The 18,961-nt window shown below is 53.3% G+C and carries 17 protein-coding genes and 2 pseudogenes; 13 read left to right on the top strand and 6 right to left on the bottom strand.

Going from position 1 to position 18,961, the window contains the following annotated elements; all coding sequences use genetic code 11:
* The 5 genes and pseudogenes from T260_RS126200 to T260_RS126180 form a co-directional block, all read right to left on the bottom strand.
* Positions 1–405: LytS/YhcK type 5TM receptor domain-containing protein (locus tag T260_RS126200; protein ID WP_023634237.1), on the bottom strand; the 405-nt coding region annotated here is incomplete at its 3' end.
* 268 nt (positions 406–673) lie between these two features.
* Positions 674–883: pseudogene (locus T260_RS1000000138950) on the bottom strand (hypothetical protein); the annotation flags it as partial.
* A gap of 60 nt (positions 884–943) precedes the next feature.
* Entirely contained in the window at positions 944–2,092 is a 1,149-nt protein-coding gene (locus tag T260_RS126190) for a Ger(x)C family spore germination protein (protein WP_023634240.1), read from the bottom strand.
* Positions 2,089–3,624 carry a spore germination protein gene (locus T260_RS126185; RefSeq protein ID WP_031212974.1) on the bottom strand — a complete coding sequence of 512 codons (1,536 nt, stop codon included), beginning with the start codon at positions 3,622–3,624 and terminating at the stop codon, positions 2,089–2,091. The genes T260_RS126190 and T260_RS126185 overlap by 4 nt, the downstream gene beginning before the upstream one ends.
* Positions 3,624–4,715 carry a GerAB/ArcD/ProY family transporter gene (locus tag T260_RS126180; RefSeq protein WP_031212975.1) on the bottom strand — a complete coding sequence of 364 codons (1,092 nt, stop codon included), beginning with the start codon at positions 4,713–4,715 and terminating at the stop codon, positions 3,624–3,626. The genes T260_RS126185 and T260_RS126180 overlap by 1 nt, the downstream gene beginning before the upstream one ends.
* A gap of 164 nt (positions 4,716–4,879) precedes the next feature.
* Between T260_RS126180 and T260_RS126175 the strand changes: the two genes are divergently transcribed.
* The 4 genes from T260_RS126175 to T260_RS126160 all read left to right on the top strand — a co-directional run bounded on the left by T260_RS126175 (position 4,880) and on the right by T260_RS126160 (position 8,679).
* A complete protein-coding gene (locus T260_RS126175) occupies positions 4,880–5,602 on the top strand; it encodes a DUF421 domain-containing protein (protein ID WP_023634243.1) in 723 nt (240 codons plus the stop codon).
* A gap of 120 nt (positions 5,603–5,722) precedes the next feature.
* Complete coding sequence (locus T260_RS126170) at positions 5,723–6,130, top strand: GntR family transcriptional regulator (protein ID WP_015374759.1); 408 nt, start codon at positions 5,723–5,725, stop codon at positions 6,128–6,130.
* Positions 6,096–6,995 (top strand): ABC transporter ATP-binding protein, encoded by a 900-nt coding sequence (locus tag T260_RS126165; protein ID WP_014195739.1) that lies wholly within the window; start codon positions 6,096–6,098, stop codon positions 6,993–6,995. The genes T260_RS126170 and T260_RS126165 overlap by 35 nt, the downstream gene beginning before the upstream one ends.
* A complete protein-coding gene (locus T260_RS126160; RefSeq protein ID WP_023634244.1) occupies positions 6,970–8,679 on the top strand; it encodes an ABC transporter permease in 1,710 nt (569 codons plus the stop codon). The genes T260_RS126165 and T260_RS126160 overlap by 26 nt, the downstream gene beginning before the upstream one ends.
* A 69-nt stretch (positions 8,680–8,748) precedes the next feature.
* Here T260_RS126160 and T260_RS126155 read toward each other — a convergent pair whose 3' ends face one another.
* Positions 8,749–8,976: a YczF family membrane protein gene (locus T260_RS126155; protein WP_014195741.1), complete on the bottom strand. Its 228-nt coding sequence runs from the start codon at positions 8,974–8,976 to the stop codon at positions 8,749–8,751.
* A gap of 125 nt (positions 8,977–9,101) precedes the next feature.
* Between T260_RS126155 and T260_RS126150 the strand changes: the two genes are divergently transcribed.
* The 9 genes and pseudogenes from T260_RS126150 to T260_RS126125 form a co-directional block, all read left to right on the top strand.
* Positions 9,102–10,727 carry a spore germination protein gene (locus T260_RS126150; RefSeq protein WP_023634245.1) on the top strand — a complete coding sequence of 542 codons (1,626 nt, stop codon included), beginning with the start codon at positions 9,102–9,104 and terminating at the stop codon, positions 10,725–10,727.
* The gene (locus tag T260_RS126145) at positions 10,724–11,926 is read left to right on the top strand and encodes a Ger(x)C family spore germination protein (protein ID WP_023634246.1); all 1,203 of its coding nucleotides are present in this window, start codon (positions 10,724–10,726) and stop codon (positions 11,924–11,926) included. Before T260_RS126150 ends, T260_RS126145 begins: the two co-directional genes overlap by 4 nt.
* A gap of 54 nt (positions 11,927–11,980) precedes the next feature.
* Positions 11,981–13,084 (top strand): GerAB/ArcD/ProY family transporter, encoded by a 1,104-nt coding sequence (locus T260_RS126140; protein ID WP_023634247.1) that lies wholly within the window; start codon positions 11,981–11,983, stop codon positions 13,082–13,084.
* Positions 13,085–13,372: 288 nt separating this feature from the next.
* Positions 13,373–14,005 (top strand): PAS domain-containing protein, encoded by a 633-nt coding sequence (locus tag T260_RS0120640; protein ID WP_306372126.1) that lies wholly within the window; start codon positions 13,373–13,375, stop codon positions 14,003–14,005.
* A complete protein-coding gene (locus tag T260_RS0120645) occupies positions 13,986–14,978 on the top strand; it encodes a SpoIIE family protein phosphatase (protein ID WP_236620452.1) in 993 nt (330 codons plus the stop codon). Before T260_RS0120640 ends, T260_RS0120645 begins: the two co-directional genes overlap by 20 nt.
* Before the next feature lie 12 nt (positions 14,979–14,990).
* On the top strand, positions 14,991–15,416 hold the full coding sequence (locus T260_RS126135) for an ATP-binding protein (RefSeq protein ID WP_014195747.1): 426 nt from the start codon (positions 14,991–14,993) through the stop codon (positions 15,414–15,416).
* 93 nt (positions 15,417–15,509) lie between these two features.
* Positions 15,510–15,935, top strand: a complete 426-nt coding sequence (locus T260_RS126130) for an STAS domain-containing protein (RefSeq protein ID WP_011231124.1) — start codon at positions 15,510–15,512, stop codon at positions 15,933–15,935.
* A 406-nt stretch (positions 15,936–16,341) separates the two neighbouring features.
* Positions 16,342–18,199 (top strand): annotated as a pseudogene (locus tag T260_RS1000000140645) (ABC transporter ATP-binding protein).
* Positions 18,183–18,961 (top strand): ABC transporter permease (locus tag T260_RS126125; RefSeq protein ID WP_033027412.1); only part of this gene is annotated, 779 nt, incomplete at its 3' end. The pseudogene T260_RS1000000140645 and the gene T260_RS126125, both read left to right, overlap by 17 nt.

Here is an 18,961-nt window from a genome sequence, read left to right on the forward strand (position 1 = left end):
CTTTTCGGCCTGCTTTTGCTTGCGAAACAGCGGCGAAGCGGCCGCCGCTATGGCAAACATGATGGCGTAAACGATCAACGTGAGCGGCTGAAATCCGTACAAAACGGTGCGTGCCAGCATCAAGACAACAAACAGCACCGCCCCGACCGCGCCGCCGCCATACAATGTCCCAAGCAAAAACGGAATTTGCCGGAAATCATGGGCGCACAGCGGATCAATGTAAATCGGAAATTTCATGCACAAAACGGCCGCCAACGCCAAACAAGCCCCAAGCAGCGCCTGGCCATAGAGCGGGCGCTGCCGGATCGCTCGACTATGGTCATAAATAAACGAAAAGGCAAAGATCGTGACTAAAATATAAAATAAGTTGTTCAGGACGTGCTGGTTAATGTATAAACCCGCCATACGAAAAATCTCCTAACTGAATGGACCTTATCACCTTCCATTATAGCGAAAAGAGATTGAAAGAAAAATATGCATTGGCTATGTCCGGTCTTTCGGCAGCCAAACCGCCAAGGCGCCAAAGAGCGGCAGCACGCTGCAAAGCCCCATTCATGTGCCGAGCGACGACAAGTCGGCGATTTTGCCGAGCACGACCGCGCCGAGCGCCCCCATGTCAAACGCCAGGCCGACGATGAGTCCGGACGCCATGCCGACATGGTTCGGAAGCAGCCGGTTGCATGACAGATGATGTCATGTTCAAGGCAAAGGCGACCCAGCCGATTTGCGCATACGACAGCTCCATTGTCGAGCGCAAAATCGGAAAGAGCGCCGGGATGACCGCTTGCATTGCATCGTTCAAAAAGTGGCCGAGGCTGATGGCGAACAAAATCGGGTAGACGGTCATTCTTGCGGCGCTCGTTCGCTCTGTATGGGTGTTCATCGTTCTCCCCTGTTCAAAATATATCTAATATTCCTAATTATACTTGATCTTATTATATTTTCAATCACCGGCCCGGTAATTCAACTTTTCTTTTCCGGATGCCCCGATCGCAAGCTTGACGCTCACGGACAGCGTGTTGTTGCCGAGCGGGATGAGGCCATTGGACTGATGTTGTTTCCAAATATCCGGACGCTGGCGATACAGCTGCTCCGACAGATTCAATATATCGATCTGCTGCTTCTTGCCAAGTTCATACAAGCGGCGGATCTCCTGCTTCACCGTTTGTTCCGCCAGTTTGGTCAGTTGTTTTCGCGAGAGCGGTTTGCGCAGTTCGATGATGGCGCCTTGCGCCTGCACTTGGACATCAAAAGCGGGCTCTCCATCCTTCACTTTGACCGACCATTTCGTTTTCGGTTCCCGGACGACAAGAGAGGCGACCGTTTTCCCTTTTTGTTTGACATAAATCGGGGTGCGGCGAATGTCGTGTTCGAGCCAGCGAAGTCCCTCTAGATCGGAACGGCGGACACATTGCTGCAGGCTGTAATGGTGGACAAAACACACGCCGGAAACAGCGAGCATCGGTTTCGGCTTTTTATTTTCGATCCAGCGCCGGCGGTCGAGCGTTAAATAAGGAAGCCTTGCTGTATCGGCTTTTTCATCCATATCGACAATCAGCCGGCTGAGCCGGATCGGGCGGATAAACGAACTTTGTTGAAAGATTTCTTCCGGATTGGACAACAGCGAATAATACGAGGAAGCGTTCAACAACGGCGTCGCTTCAAACAGCTCGGACAGCGGCTCATCGGTGGCGTACACCCATGCTGTATGGCGAATTTCGTTGTAACGGTTCAGCACGTCGATCACATCGGCCACGATGCCTTTTTGCAAGGCCCGTTTCGTAAAGACAATGCTTTTTACATGGCCCCATGACACCCTTTGTTGAATGGAAGGATAGATTTTGTCGGTCGCGATATTAAACGTTTCGCCAGCGGCTTTGCCGATGGAAACGGCCGCTTTCTCTTTGCCGCCTCCGGCCTCGACTTTGGCGAGGGCGGTGAAACCAACCAGCTGAACGTAGGCGACCACTTGACCATCTTTATAATCCACCCCAATGGCATGAATATACACAATGTGATCGATGTTGCGCGTGTCCCAACAGCCGCTGAGCAAGATGACGGAAGCGATGATGGGAAAGAGCCGCTTCCTCATTTTTGTTTCCTCTCTTTCGCAATGAGATCATTTGGGCGCACAATGCGGTCGCGCGTGCGGAACTGTTTCCATGTACTTGGGATAAATACTTTCCCGATATCTTTTGAGGGCGGCGCCAGCGGCGTCAAGTACGGAACGCCGCAGGTGCGCAAGTTGACCGCATAAGTCAAGATGAAAAACAGCGACAGAATGAAGCCAAACAGGCCAAGAACGGTGGAGGCCGTCAGGACAATAAAGCGCAGCAAGGTGACGCTGCCGGCCATGTTTTGGTTGACGAGCGTGAATGTCGAGATGACGGAAATGGCGGCGATGACGAGTGTGGCCGGGGCGGCAAGCCCCGCGTTGATCGCCGCCTGGCCGATGATTAAGCCGCCGACGACGGACAGCGTCTGCCCGATGGCGATTGGCAGACGCATCCCGGCTTCCTTAAACACCTCAAACAAAATCATCATCACAAACATCTCCAGCGGCACCGGAAGCGGCACTCCTTGGCGCGACAAAATGAGCGTCGCCAGCAAGGTGAACGGAAGCTGGTCCGGATGGAAGGAGGTCAAGGCGACCCAGGCGCCCGGCAAATAAATGGCGACCGAAGTGCCGACGAGCCGAAGCAGGCGCTGAAATACGACAAACAAGAAAAACGTGTTGTTATCTTCCGACGTGTTCAGCAAAAACGTTAAATTGCCCGGGCCGATCAAGGCGGTCGGCGCCCCGTCGACCAAGATGATAAAACGGCCGTTGAGGAGCGAATTGACGGCAAAATCGGGCCGCCCGGTATAACCGAACATCGGGAACAAAGAAAACCGGGTGTCAGACAACCACTCCTCAATTTGATTGGTGCTTGTCACCGAGTCGATGTACAAACTGAGCAGACGGCTTCTCACCTCATCGATGATGGTCGTGTTGGCAATATCATCGACATAAAGGAGCCCGACTTTTGTCTGGCTGCGCGTGCCGATGACAAACGGTTCATAGACGAGCCGGTGCGAGCGCAGCCGCTTGCGGATGAGCGCCACGTTTTTGCTGATTTCTTCAATAAATCCATCTTTGGGTCCACGGATCGATACTTCCGTGTTCGGCTCTTCCGGATCGCGGTTGGGCGGGCTGGCGAGCGGCATCGTGTACAAGACATCGGCTTCGTGAAAATAAATGAGCAAATCACCGCTAAACAGCTTGAAGTTGAGATCATCGATCCGCACTTCTTTTCCCATATACTCAAGCGCCGCCGGTTTGCGGGCCTCGATGTCGGCGGCCGAAAAGCATGGATGGTGTTCGCACAGCTCGCGGAACATCGGATAAATGGCCTTTTGCAGCATTTGCGTATCGCACAGTTCTTCACAATAAATAAACAGCAAGTGCACCACAGCCGCCGAGCCGTCAGGCAAAGAGGATGGAATCGCGGCTTCCGTCATGATGACGTCAGGGCATTTGGCGTACATCGTGCGCAACGCCTCTTCGGAGATGATGACGGTCTCGAGCCCTGTGTAATCGTCTTTCAACCGCTTGCCTTCGGCGGCGCGCATGGGTCGTTTCATCATGTCATCCCTCTTTTCTTTTTTCGGTATGCCAACAAAGCGAAACCACTTAACACAACGGACAGCGCAAGACTAAACAGCAGCGATGCCGGCAGCACCCCATGTTTGACAAAATGCAAAAACTGTTCATCGCTGACCGGCGCCAGCGCCGCCAATGTGATCGCCAAGTAGAGGACAATGAGCACCCAACGGCGGGTTTGCGGATGGCGGATCGGAAACAATTCCACAATCAGCGCTGTCGATAAGGAGATGCGGATAAAGGCGCCGGACAGCCATTGATAGACCGACAGAAAGTCCACATGCTCAATGTACGTCCCTAAACTGACCATCCGCCATTGCTCAAACGCCGGATAGCGAAGGCGCGTCGCCTGCTCGGGGCCAAATTCGGTGATGGCGCCAATCGTCGGCCCGATGCTCAGCCCGGCTGTGAAAACAGCGATGGCGGCAAGCGCCTTCCATGAAAATGGGCGAGGCAGGCGATGGGAGAGAAACAATAGAACGATCACTTCCACATATCCCGCTCCGGCGTACATCATGCCGTTGAGCACAGGTCCAACACCATGTTCAAGCGTTGGTCTGAGCAGTGAATAATCTTTATGAGGCGTGGTCGAGAGCATAACGAAAAAACCAAACACGATGACGAACGGGCAAATGATCATGGAAGTGTTGGCAATCGAGTCGATGCCTTGGTACGAGTTATAAAAACAAACGGCCACGATGACCAAAATCAGCGCCCATCTCGGCGTCGCCGTCAAATAAGAGGTGGTGGTGAACGTGATGGTATCGTTTAGCGTGACAAAACTATGAAGAAGCAAAAAAGCGCTGCTGACACCGGCCACCGCATAAGCAGCCGCGCTCGAAAACCGGGCCTTGAGCCAGTCAAACAGCCGCTCGCCGTTCAGTTGTCGGATGGTGAAATAAAGCAGCGGCAGCCAAACGAGCAAACACGCCAACGCTCCCAAGGCGGCGACCCACGCATCGCGGTGGGCGGCCTCAAGCATAAAGGGGATGATGATGACATGATTCATCAGCCCGACTGACAGCATGACCATGAATAACAATTGCAGGGCGCTAAGCGGCTGTCCGTTCATCATGGATCCCTTTCTTTCCATGCAATCTCTAGAACGATAGTGTTTCCAGTCTAGGGTAATTTATCCGCGCAAACGGCAAACCAACAGCGAAACTTCTCAGGCGGCAGGGGGCACAATACAGGGAAGAAAGGGCGAACATCAACGGCATGCAAGGGGGGCGCAGCATGAAATGGCTTCATTTGACGATCGAATTGGTCACCGGCTTTATTCTGTTGTTCGCTGTCGTGAAAATCGCCGGCAAAAAGTTGATCAGCCAAATGAGCCCGTTTACGTTTATCTCGGCCATTGTCCTTGGCGAGCTGCTCGGCAACGCGCTGTATGACGACCATATTCACCTTTGGTACATCATCTATTCGATTACCCTTTGGGGAGCGATGCTGCTTTTGGTCGAGTATGCGAGCCAAAAATGGTTGTCGTTCCGCTTATGGAGCGAGGGGAAGCCGACGGCGCTTATTCGAAACGGCGTCATCGATTATGAGGCTTTGAAAAAAAGCCGCTTGACGCTCAATCAGCTGCAAAGCTTGCTCCGCAAACATGAGACCTTTTCGATCCGCGAAGTGGCGTTTTGTTTTTTAGAAGCCGATGGGGAGATCAGCGTGCTCAAAAAAGCCCATTATCAAAAAACGACGCGTGAAGATTTCCGTCTGCCACCCCACCCGGTGTATGTCCCGGTGACGCTGATCCGGGATGGCCAGCTGTTGGCAGACGAATTAGCGGAGCTTGGGAAAACGGAGCAATGGCTGGCCGCCAAACTGCAAAAACAAGGAATTGCCTCGCCAAAAGACGTGTTGATCGCCGAGTGGCTCGAAGGAGATGGGCTGTTTGTTCAGACGTATCAGCCCGCCGAGCGGCAACGGTCAACGCGGCGGCCGACGGCGTCGGAATGAGAGGAAGAAAGAATCCAGGGATGGATTCTTTCTTTATTTTGGAAAAAACTCTTGCCTTTCTTCTGTTTTATGTGTACTATTAGTTATAGTACGGTTGTGACAATGAGAGGAGGAGGGGAGATGTTTGAGCTTGATATCCGCAGTCGCCAGCCGATTTACGAACAACTGATTGACAAAATGAAAGAAATGATCGTCCGCGAACTATGGCAGCCGCACGATCAGCTGCCATCGGTCAGGACGATGGCGAAACAGCTGATGGTGAATCCGAACACGATTCAAAAAGCGTACCGCGAACTGGAACGCGACGGCTGGATTTATTCGATTCCAGGGAAAGGCAGCTTCGTTGCCCCGCGCTCGAAAGAACCAAACATCGAGGCGATCGCTGCGGTCCGTGAGCAGCTTGTCCGCCTTGTCAAGGAAGCACGGTTTTTAGGGGTGACAAATGAGCAGTTATGGCAATGGGTTCGAGAAGGAGAGAAAGAGGGGGAGAATCGTGATTCAACTTGTGGACGTGACGAAAATGTTTGATCGATTTGCCGCTGTCAAGGGCGCGAACATGATGGTGCCAAAAGGATCGATTTACGGGCTGCTCGGCCCGAACGGCGCCGGGAAAACGACGCTGCTAAAGATGATGGCCGGCATTCTCCGCCAAGATCGCGGAACGATTACAGTGGACGGGGAGGATGTGTGGGAAAATGTCCGGGTGAAGCAACGCCTTTTGTTTTTGCCGGACTTTGTCTACTTTTTTCCGCACGCGACGATTCGGCAAATGGCGGATTTTTACGAGCAACTGTACCCGTCGTTCAGCCGCGGGCGGTTTACAGAATTGCGGTCCGCTTTTTCGCTTGATGTTGATCAAAAAATTCAGCAGTTTTCCAAAGGCATGCAGCGCCAAGCGGCGTTTTGGCTCGCCTTTTCCGTCCAGCCGGATGTGCTCATTATGGATGAGCCGCTTGATGGGCTCGATGCATTCGTCCGCCGTCATGTGAAGCAGCTGCTCATAGAAGAAGTGGCCGAACGGGAGATGACGGTCGTCATTTCGTCGCACAATTTGCGCGAGCTCGAAGATTTATGCGACATCGTCGGATTGATGGCGCAAGGGACCGTACGGATGGAGCGCGATTTAAACGAGCTGCGCGCCGGGATGCATAAAATTCAAGTCGCGTTTCGCGGCGGATTTCCGAGCGAGTTGGCCGAACGCCTTGACATCGTGCATCGCGAGGAGCGCGGCAGCATCGTTCTTCTTGTCGTCCGCGGCGAGAAACGATCCATCGAAGAGACGGTGAGTTCGTTTGCTCCGCTCATTCTTGACGTCTTGCCGTTGTCGTTGGAAGAAATTTTTGTGTATGAAATGGGGGATGTTGTCGATGTCCGCGAAACGGTTGTCGGCTAACCGCGCCATGTGGACGCAAAATGTTCGCCAAATCGGCTGGATTGCCATCATTCATCTGCTGTTATGGCTGGCGGCGATCGTATTGCCGATTGGGCTTTCGTACTCGCAATATGATCCAAAAGTCGGAAATGTGCCGCAATGGAAGAACGTATACTATATATCCAACGGGTTCGAGACGTTGATTGCTTGGCTTGTCCCGATCTTGGCGGCGGCCGGTGTGCTTCGCTACATGCACGAGAAACGGTCGGCTGATTTCATCCATAGCTTGCCAATCCGCCGCACCGAACTGCTTGTGGGGCAAGTGCTATTTGGCTGGATGCTTTTAATTGTGCCGCTTGCCGTGACCGCGTTGGCCGCCATTGGATGCCTGTATGGGCTCGATCTCCCGTGGCCGATTGGGGCGGCGGATGTAGGGCGCTGGTTCGGTGAGACGCTGGTGATGGAAACGGTTATTTTTGCTTTTAGCATCGTTATGGGGGTGCTTGTCGGCCAATCGGTGCTTCATATTGTGTTGACAAACATTTTTCTCGTTTTTCCGGCCGGCATCATGGTCCTTATGTTTAGCAACTTGTCGCTATTATTATACGGATTTCCGGATATGTACTATTTATCAAGCGAACTGGAACAGTGGGTGATGCCGATTCGTTATGCGATGCTGACGGATCAAGCGATGAGTGCGGGAGAAATCGGGATGTTGCTGCTGTTGTCGCTTCTATTTTTCAGTTTGTCCATTTGGCTGTACGAGCGGCGGCCGACGGAAGCGGCCGGGCAGGCGCTCGCCTTTTCAGTGCTTCGCCCGCTGTTTGTGTATGGAGTGGCATTTTGTTCTTGGCTTGTTGGCGGTTTCTATTTCGGAAACGTAGAAAGCAAGTGGAACTGGACGATATTCGGCTATATCAGCTTTTCCTTGATCGGGTATGCCATTGCCCAGATGGTGATTGCGAAAACGTGGCGCGTCTTTCACCGTTGGAAAGGATATATCGCGTTTGCGGGAGCGATGGGGGTCATCTGCCTGCTTGTTCATTTCGATCCCCTCGGTTACGAACAGCGCGTGCCGGCGCTGGCGGACATCAAACAAGTATATTTCGGCCAATCGGCCATGAATTTTGAACATCCTGAAATGATAGGCCGCTCATTTGAAGAGGTTGACCAGTTTTTGCGCAGCCAAGAAAACATCAAGGCAGTAAGGGCGTTCCATGAGCAGCTTGTGCACGATCAGCCGTCGCCGCCTCGGTTTGCCAACATCCGGACAGTTGTGATCGGCTATGTGCTAAAAGACGGCACGCGCCTCCTCCGCCGCTACGTAGTGCCGATTGAACCGTACATGCCGTATTTTCAGCGCATCATGGGCTCAAAAGAATATAAGCAGCAATATTATTTGCTGCTTCGCCCAAGCGGCTATGCGCCGATCCGTCAGGTGACGATCCGAAATGTGGAAACCGGGCGGGCAGAGGTTGTGCTTGCCGAGCCGAAGGAGATTGAGTCGTTTGTCCAGGCGCTCAAACAAGATTTGTGGAATGAGCCGGTGGAGGACATCATCGGCGGGGGGAGCACATGGCAGGGGAATATTGAATTGCTGCAAAGCGACGGCGATTCGTTTACCGTTCCCTTGTCTTCACACAGCACCCATGTTCGCGAGTGGTTGCAACAACAGCATCATTGGGAGCAAATACAGAAAAGGTAACGCCCGATGAAGAGAAAAGGTGTCCCGTTGCTTTTGGGGCACCTTCCTCTTTTTGCCCCCGGCTGTTGGTCAAGACGTTTTGTTTTTTCGTTTCCACATCCAAACGTTCAACAGATCGAGCAACAGCAAAAAAATGAACAAGGATAAAATAAATAGTTCCGGCGTTTCCATTACCCGAAAGGGATTCAGCACGATATGCAACGATTGATGCAAGGTCATCCCCATCAACTGATCCATGCTTACCATCGTTCCTATGGCGAGCAAGGCAAACATCAGCCAAACAACAATTAGTTTCATGGCGTTCCACCTGCTGTTTTTCTTTAGTTTTTTCTATTGATCCAAAAGCGATTCACGGGCGTATGTCCTCCCGATTTCGTGTCCATAATGAGGGATAAAAAGGAAGCGGAGTGAGGAGGAAAAACATGCTGTTTCAATGGGGAATGGGCCGACAAAAAAAGCAGATCAATGACGGGGTGAAACAAGAAGGACCGGACCATAGCGGCGAGGCGGCGGACGTCCCGCAAGAGCCGATGTCAGCTGAATTAGCCGTCAACCTTGACATCATCCGCCAAACGACTGGACAAAGCAGCGATGTCGTCATCCGTCGGTTTTCGCTGGGCCAAGAGAGGCAAATCAAAGCAGCCATCGTCTTTGTGGATGGCCTTGTTGACGAAAAACATGTGTACGAGTTTTTGCTGACGCCGCTGCTGGAGGCGTCATTTCCACTGTCATTAACAGAAAAAGAATGGTTTCCGTGGATCGAACAAAAGTTGGCCGCGGTGGGCGGTGTGAAGCATGTCGTCGATTGGGAACACCTGTTTTTGGAGCTGTTTTCCGGAGAGACCATCATCTTGTTGGACGGGGTGCCGTCCGCTGTCAGCGCCAGCACCAAAGGCGGCCAATATCGTTCGATCGAGGAACCGCAGACGCAAATCGCCGTCCGCGGGCCGCGCGAGGGATTTACGGAGTCGTTGCGCGCGAACACCGCGATGATCCGCCGCCGCATTAAAAATCCCAATCTTTGGATGGAAACGATGCAAATCGGCACCGTGACGCAAACGGATGTCGCGATCATGTACATCAAAGGCATTGCCAATGACGAGGTTATCGAGGAAGTGAGAGCGCGCCTGCGCCGCATTGATACGGACAGCGTGCTTGAGTCCGGTTATATTGAACAATTAATCGAAGATCAAACGTTTACGACGTTTCCGACGATCTATCATACCGAGCGTCCCGATGTGGTAGCCGCCAACCTGTTGGAAGGACGGATAGCGATTTTTATTGATGGGACGCCGTTTATCTTGATCGTGCCGGCTTTGTTTATCCAATTTTTTCAAGCGGTAGAGGATTATTATGCCCGTTTTGATATCGCCACTGCTCTTCGCTTTTTGCGCGTATTGATTTTTTTTCTCTCGCTCGTTGCGCCGGCCATTTATATAGCGGCGACGACGTTTCACCAAGAAATGATCCCAACTCAGCTTGTCATCGCCATTGCCGCCCAGCGTGAGGCCGTACCGTTTCCTGGTTTTGTCGAGGCGTTGATGATGGAAGTGACATTTGAGATTTTGCGTGAAGCGGGGATTCGGCTGCCGCGTGCAGTCGGACAGGCGGTGTCGATTGTTGGCGCCTTGGTCATCGGGCAGGCGGCAGTGGAAGCTGGGTTCGTTTCCTCGGCGATGGTGATCGTCGTTTCGATCACGGCGATCGCCAGCTTTGCGACGCCGTCGTTTGCCATCGCCATTTCAGCCCGTCTCATCCGCTTTGGGTTGATGTTTTTAGCAGCGATGTTCGGGTTTTACGGCATCATGATGGGGTTGTTGGTCATGATTCTCCATTTATGCAGCTTGCGTTCGTTTGGGGTGCCATACATGTCGCCGCTCGCTCCGTTCACCCCATCTAATATGGGCGATACCCTGTTTCGAATCCCGACATGGATGTACCGCGAGCGGCCGCGCCTGATTAACCAGAAAAATATCATTCGCCAATCAGGGGGTCAGAAACCGCAGCCTCCGGCACCAACACGCCGGGAAAAGGAGGATGGATCATGAAACGATCTATCGCCATGTTTGTGTCCTTTTTTGTTTGTGCGCTGTTGCTGGCTGGTTGTTGGAGTAAAAAGGAGCTTCCTGACTTAGCGTTTGTCATTGCCGTTGGCCTTGATAAAACAGAAGACGGCAGATATTTGGCCTCGTTTCAAGTCGTCAACCCGGGCAACGTCGCCGGCGCGACCCAGCGTGGCGGCGGGGCGGCCGGCGTGCCCGTTTCCATGTATACGTCGACCGGAGACACGTTGGTCGAGGCAAGCCGAAAAGCCTCGAAAAAGCTGTCGCGCATCCTGTATTACGCTCATACCAACTTGGTGGTCATCAGCGAGGAAGTGGCGCGTGAGGGGTTGAATGGGGTATTCGATGCGATGGAACGGAACAACCAGTTTCGCACGACCTCACGGCTGGTTGTTGCCCGTGGCCATTCGGCGAAAGATGTGCTAGCTGTGTTGACACCGATTGATAAAATTTCCGCCAACCAAATTATTAAGACGTTGGAGTTTTCCGAGATGGCCTGGGGGCAGACAATCAACACCGATGTCTGGTGGGCGATTCGTAGCTTGTCTGGAGCCGGAAGAAATCCGGTGATGACCGGTATTACCATTGAAGGGGATCCCCAGCGCGGCAAACGGCAAACCAACGTCCAGACATCGGTCCCGAACGTCCGAATCAGTTTGGACGGATTGGCATTATTTAAAAAAGATCACCTTGTTCGCTGGGTGAGCGGGTCGACATCAAGGGGCGTGCTTTGGGTGCTGGATCGAATTAAACAAACGAATATCACGATCCCCTGGAATGGAAAAAAAGAAGCGATTGGCTATCGAACCGTGCGGGTGAAAACAGAAGTCAAGCCCCAATGGAAAAAGGGAAGGCCATCGATTTTGGTTCACATTCAAACGGAAGGAGATATCAGTGAAGCATACGTTCCGATTCGTTTGGATGACTACCGGCAATTGTTCCAATTGGAAAAGGCCATTGGCCGGGATATTGAACGGGAAGTGAAACAGGCGATTGAAACGGCCCAGTATGAAAAAACTGATGTTTTTGGTTTTGGCGAGGCGGTGCATCGCGCCCACCCCCGCCTGTGGAAAAGAATCAAAAAAGAGTGGGATGACCGCTATTTCCCTCATCTTCAGGTGACAGTGAAAGTGGATGCTTACATTCGGCGCACGGGATTGCGGAATACGCCATACATCAAATAAGCGTTTTCGGCTCAAAAAACTTGGATACGGTGGAGTGAGGAGCGATGGAGCGAGATGGAACATAGTAAAATCAATATGCGCCAGCTGTTTGTCCTGATTGTGTTGTTTGAGCATGGCAGTGCGATCGTCATTCCGCTCGGCGTCAGCGCCAAGCAAGATGTGTGGATCACCATTTTGCTCGGTCTGGCGCTTGGGCTGTTGCTGTTTTTGGTTTACGAGCGTTTGTTTCATTATTACCCCGATCAGCCGCTGACTTCCTATGTGACACATATCGTCGGCAAGCCGCTCGGCAAGTTGTTGGCGGTTCTCTATATTACCTATTTTTTCTATATCTCCGCCCGTGTGTTGCGTGATTTTGGCGAACTGTTGCTCACGTTTGCCTATCCGGAAACACCGCTGTTTGTTTTGAATGCCCTTATGGCTATGACGGTCATGTACAGCGCCTATAAAGGCATCGAAGTATTGGCGCGCACCGGCGAACTGCTTTATACGTTATTGCAAATACTGGCGGTTGTTGGATTCATCTTAGTTATCGCTTCCGGAGTTGTTGATCTCACCCAGCTCCAACCGGTATTAGAGGAAGGGTGGAAACGGGTGTGGAAAACGGTGTTCACGGAAACGTTGTACGTGCCGTTTGGCGAAATGATCGTGTTTACCATGCTGTTTCCATACTTGAATCGTCCGGAAAAAGCGCGGCGGGCCGCCGTTGCCGGGATGGTGTTGACCGGGATCAACCTGGCGATCATTATGGCCGTTAATACGGCCGTCTTGGGAGCTGATGCGGTGTCACGTTCATCGTTTCCGTTGCTCGATACGATCCGCCGCATTCAAGTCGCTCACTTTTTAGAGCGGCTTGATGTCTTTTTTATGGTCGCTCTAGTGATCGGGGGGTTTTTCAAAGTCTCCATCTTTTTTTATGCCGGCGTCGTGGGGGTGGCTCATGTATTCGGGTTTTCGAACCACCAGCGGCTTGTTTATCCGTTTGGGGCGCTTGTCTTATTGTGGTCGGTGGCGATGGCCAGCAACTATGTGGAGCATATTCATGAAGGATTAAAGATTGTCACGTTCTATCTGCACATCCCGCTGCAAATCATCATTCCGTTGCTCTTGCTTGTGATTGCGGCGATTCGCCGGCGGTTTGGATCATCGGCAAAATAAGAAAAACGGACTAGAAGATTTATGCGGCAGCAAGCAGGAAAAACCGCAAAAAAACACGAATACAACAATAACCTGTTCCTACGAGGAACAATGGGGCGAAAAGTGGTGCTGAACATGCAACCCGAAGGCGGGGTGGAAACAACCCGGCGCCGATGCGCGTTTTTGTTTCGGGAAGCCGGTGTCAGCTGAAGGCTATTGATTTTGATTATAACGAAAAAGGGTTGAACGATGGTGAAGGCGAATGTACAGGCGATCGATCAGCTAGACGCGGAACAGTTGGGCAGCGGCATGGTGATTACCGACCGTCAACTTTCGATTGTTGCGGTCAGCGAACCGACGCCAAGATGGCTCGGATTTGCCAAAAACGAATTAGTCGGGCGGCCGGTCGGCGTTCTGTTTTCAGCCGAATGGTCGGCCGCGTTGTTGGACGGCATCGCCGAGGCGGTAAAAAAGGACGGATGTTGGCAAGGAGAAGCGCGCCATGTGGCGAAAAGCGGGAAAGCATACATGAGCTGGATGAACGTCTATCGGTTGTCAGGCAGCGAGGGAGAATGGCTCGTTTGGCATTTTGTTGAACAAACCGCTATGCCTCCGGCTGATCGACCGACGCCGTCTGAGTTGCTTGAGGTCATTTACGATTCCGCCCCGTTCGCTGTTGTTCCGGTGGCGGCGGACGGAACCGTGCAAGATTGGGGGCTTAGTGCAGAGCGGCTGTTTGGGCGCCGAAAAGAAGAGGCGGTCGGCCGCCCGATATGGTCGCTCTTTCGTTGCGGCAGCCAAACATGGCTTCCGTTTCCTCCCAAAGAGCAGCGATGCGGCGAAGGGATGGTGCAGCGCCGGGACGGCACGTCCGCCAATGTCGCCTATACGGTCATTCCCGTGCTTCAGGCGGACGGANACCGTGCAAGATTGGGGGCTTAGTGCAGAGCGGCTGTTTGGGCGCCGAAAAGAAGAGGCGGTCGGCCGCCCGATATGGTCGCTCTTTCGTTGCGGCAGCCAAACATGGCTTCCGTTTCCTCCCAAAGAGCAGCGATGCGGCGAAGGGATGGTGCAGCGCCGGGACGGCACGTCCGCCAATGTCGCCTATACGGTCATTCCCGTGCTTCAGGCGGACGGATATATCGTCCTTGTCGAAGACGAGACGAAGCAAAAGCAAAAAGAGGCTGAGCGGCGGCGCCAAGTCGAGCTGGCCAAAAAAATTCAGCAAAATTTGCTGACGCCGCTCATTCAAAACGAGGCGGTGACGATGGATGCCGTCTATATTCCATCCGATGATTTGTCAGGCGATATTTACGCTTGCTATCAAATCGACCTGTACCGCTACGGGGTGATCGTCATCGACGTGATGGGCCACGGCATTTCGTCGGCCTTGGTGAGCATGTTGCTCCGCTCGCTTTTGCGCGGGTTGATCGTGCGCGTCATTGACCCGGTCTCGGTGGCGAGCGAGCTGGAGAAGCATGTGCAAACGTTGTTTCCTGATGAGGCCAACGACATCCGCCACCTATTTTCCATGATTTATTTAGTGATTGACACGAAAGAGCGGAAAATTGAATATACCAACGCCGGCCATCCGGCTGGGCTGCTCGTTTTGGACGACGGAAGCGTCCGTGAGTTGGACAAAGGCGGTTTGGCGATCGGCAGCCCGTTTTCCTTGCCGTTTGAAAAAGAGGTGATTCATTACGACAAGCGGGCCCGCCTCCTTTTGTATACAGACGGCATTTTAGAGGAGATCGACCCGTCGATTTTGCAAAGCATTGAAAAAATTCGCTTATGTACGCAAATGTGCCGCCATTTGCCGGATAAACGCTTCCTCGAACGTTTAATCAGCCAAGGTCCGCCGCTTGTCAGCCCTTCGGACGACATTTGCTTATTGTCCATCACGGTTCATGGATAGGCGGGACGCTTGGTGGTGTGTGAATGGATCGTGCGCTGCCGGGCGGACGAGGAAGCGGTTTTGGTTTGCCATCTCCTTGCGGAGCAGGCTGCTTCGTTGTTTGCTGTCCGTGATGCGGAATTGTTTGTGTTGGCGGTGCATGAAGCGGTCGTCAATGCCGTTAAAGCTGTTCAACGGGCGGGGATGGAGGCGGGGACGATTTCGCTCTCCTTTTTCGTCACAAGCGCTGATGTGGCCGTGGCGGTTGAAGACGAGGGCGGCGGCGTTCCGGCGGAAGTGATCGAGCAGCTCGATCAAATGACGCTCTCTGATGTATTGCTCGCCGAATCGGGACGAGGGTTGCTATTTATCCGAGAAATTATGGATGACGTTATGTGGGTTGAGCAAAAGGGCGGCCGTCGGATGCTTGTCATGAAAATGAGTCGGAATGCAACATAACTGGCTTTGGTGCAATGATGCACCCATGTGATCGGAACGAATGCGGGTGGTGGCCGAGGGCAAGGCATGGCTGGTCAACGATAGGGGGATACAATGAAACAGCATCGGTTGTCGTTTGAATTGGAAATGGTTGTAGAACGCGCATACGAATGCATCAAGCTAACTGGACGGCTCGCCTATGATACGCAGCTCGCGGCGGAACAAAAGCTGGCGACGGCGGTGGCTGCTGTCAAGCGCCGCCTTGTCGTTGTCGACGTGAGCGGCCTTCGATTTTTGGACAGTACTGGATTAGCGCTCCTTGTCCGCTTTTTTAAGCAAATCGTCAGCGAAAGCCGCGTCATGGCCATCGTCGTCCGGGATAACGCCGCTATAGAAAAGATTTTGCTGATGGCCAAGCTCGACCGGCTGTTGCCGATCGTTGGCGATGAACAACAGCTGTTGTCCCTTGCACCGCCAAGCTCTTTCGACCATATTAGCCAGGAGGCGCTTTATTCGGCATGGCGTCAGCGTTCGTCATAGACATGGCTCTCATGCCGAATCAACTGGAAGGTTTCACATTTCGCTGGCCCAAAAGCGTGTCGTCTATTTTTCCGACTGCTGAAGGCAAGGTGTGATGGAAGACTGAATAACCCCCTGCTTCACAGACCCATGCATGGGTCTGGAAGCGGTGTTGTTCAGTCCCCCGCCAGTCGGGCATCTCGATAGAAACGACTGAACAGACCAGTTGTTCCCCTATTGCCGCCGATGGCCCCCGAGCGATGAGACATTCGTTCGGGGGTTTTGTTCCTCTTGGCCGGGAGCATCCCTGCTTCTGCAAATGCATTCTCATTGTCAAATAAATATTTCGGGTTTAGAATAAAATTACACACAACGATGAACGGCGGCTGGGCCCCGCGATCGGAATGGAGAGGAGAGTGGCGCAGACATGGGGCGGGTGCTTATCTATTTGCGGCCATACTGGAAGTGGATGGCGTTGGCTTGGTTGTTTATGTTGACCGAGCTCATCATCGAGCTTTGGCAGCCGCTGTTGATGGGGAAAATCATCGACGATGGTGTCATGAAACAGGATGTTGCGGCCATTTTCACGTGGGGAGCCGTGATGCTCGGGGCGTCGCTGTTGGCGTTTGCCTCGGGCATCGCCAACTCATTTGCTGCTGCCTACGTCGGTCAGGAGTACGGATTTGCGCTGCGGACGGCGCTGTTTGCCAAAATCCAATCGTTTTCGCTTGCGCGCATCGAGCAGTTGGCGCCGGCCTCGCTCATCACCCGGATGACGAACGATGTGACCCAAGTGCAAAACATGTTGTTTATGAGTTTGCGCATCGCCTTGCGTGCACCGCTTCTGGTCGTCTTTGGCGTCGCGATGGCGTTTGTCGTCCATGCTCGTCTGGCGTTGGTTTTAGCGGTCGCGGTTCCGCTTTCCGCCGCNTTGTTTATGAGTTTGCGCATCGCCTTGCGTGCACCGCTTCTGGTCGTCTTTGGCGTCGCGATGGCGTTTGTCGTCCATGCTCGTCTGGCGTTGGTTTTAGCGGTCGCGGTTCCGCTTTCCGCCGCTTTTTTATTGTGGGTTGTGCAAAGGGCAGCGGCGTCCTTTTCCGCCGTCCAACGGGCGCTCGATCGAGTGAATGGCGTGATGCGTGAAAATTTGGCCGGCATGCGCCTCATCAAAGCATGGATGAGAAAAGAATATGAAGAGGAGCGATTTGCGGCGGCGAACAATGCGCTCATGGAGCGGACGATGGGCGTGCTGCGCCTCATCGAGACGATCAGCCCGGTGTTGTTGGTTTTGATGAACACGGCCATTCTCGCTCTGCTGTTTTTCGGCCGCCTGGATGTTGAGTCCGGGTTTTCGGCGCATTTTTATCAAAATCAAGNCTTTGAAAACAAAAAAGACGCCGAAAATGTCGATGTTTACGTTTATTACCATGGCGTTCTCGCGGGCGCGCGCCTCGGCCGCCCGCCTCGCTGAACTGCTTGAGGTGCCGGAAGAGCGAAGCGGGGAGCACAGAGCCGATGAACCGATCGTCCGGCGCGGGGAAATTCGCTTTGAGCACGTTTCGTTCCGCTATCCAGACAGCGAACTTGACGCGCTTTCTGACGTATCGTTTGTCATCCACGCGCAAGAAACGGCGGCTATTTTAGGGGCGACTGGTTCCGGCAAATCGACGCTTCTTCAGCTCATCCCCCGGCTGTATGAACCAGGCGCCGGGCGAGTGTTGATCGACGGCATCGACGTGCGCGAGTTTTCTGTCGAACAACTGCGAATGTATGTTCGTTTTGTTCCGCAGGAAGTGCTGCTATTTTCCGGAACGGTCGCCGACAACCTTCGCTTCGGCAAGATGACAGCGACGATGGAAGAGATTGTGCAGGCGGCTCGTGATGCGCAAATTCATGAAACAATCACTCGGTTTCCGGATGGATACGACGCACTGATCGGTCAAAAGGGCGTCAATTTATCAGGCGGGCAAAAGCAGCGGCTGTCGATCGCCCGCGCCTTGGTTGGGCAACCGCGCATTTTGCTTTTGGATGACAGCACAAGCGCGCTCGATGCAGAGACGGAAGCAAAGCTGCTCGCAGCGTTGCGGCGGTATGCGTGCACGACGGTGATAGTGACGCAAAAGGTGAGCACAGCGATGGCGGCGGATACGATTTTGCTTTTGGAAGACGGCCGCCTGATCGCGCAAGGAAGCCATGAACAACTGTTGGCGGCAAGCGAACTGTATCGACGCATCGTCGCCACGCAGGAAGGAAAGAAGGGATCGATTGATGTCACTACGGCATAGTCCTCACGGAGCGCGTTTGGGAGCAAGTCCGCAGCGGGCAAAAAACAGCGTCGGCACCTTGCGGCGGCTCTGGGCATTTATCGCTCCGCAAAAGCGAAAGCTGTTTGCGGCTATGGCCATGGTTGTCGTCAGCTCAGCGCTGGCGCTCGCCGGTCCGTACGTCATCGGCTGGACGGTCGATGTGTACATCGTCGAGCGGAGGACGGACGGTTTTTTAGCGACGCTCGTTTTGCTTCTTGCCATTTATATGGCCCTTGGCGCGGCGACGTTTTTGCAAAACTATTGGATGATCGATGTCGGCCAGCGGACGGTGCATGCGATCAGAGAGCGGTTGTTTCGCCATTTTCATGAGCTGCCGATTTCGTTTTTTGACCGCCGCCAGCAAGGGGAGCTGATGAGCCGGATTACAAACGACATCGACAATATGAGCCAGACATTTAACAGTACTGTTGTTCAGGTCGTCTCGAGCACGTTGACTTTGATGGGCGCTATCGTGGTCATGCTTTCACAGAGCGTTGTGTTGACGATCGTAACGCTTGTTGTCGTGCCGCTGATGTATGTGGGCATGCGCTGGATCACAAACCGGACGCGGGTGCGTTTCCGTGAGCAGCAACGGGCGCTCGGTGAGATGAACGGCTTTATCGAAGAGGTCATTTCCGGACAGAAAGTCGTGAAGCTGTTTTCCCAAGAAGAGCGGATGGAGTCTGAATTGGCGCGCAAAAACGCCGAGCTGATTTTCGGCGGCGTTTTTTACGATGGGAC

Origin of the sequence: Geobacillus thermopakistaniensis (assembly GCF_000498995.1) — a bacterium.
Classification (GTDB): Bacteria; Bacillota; Bacilli; order Bacillales; family Anoxybacillaceae; genus Geobacillus; species Geobacillus thermoleovorans.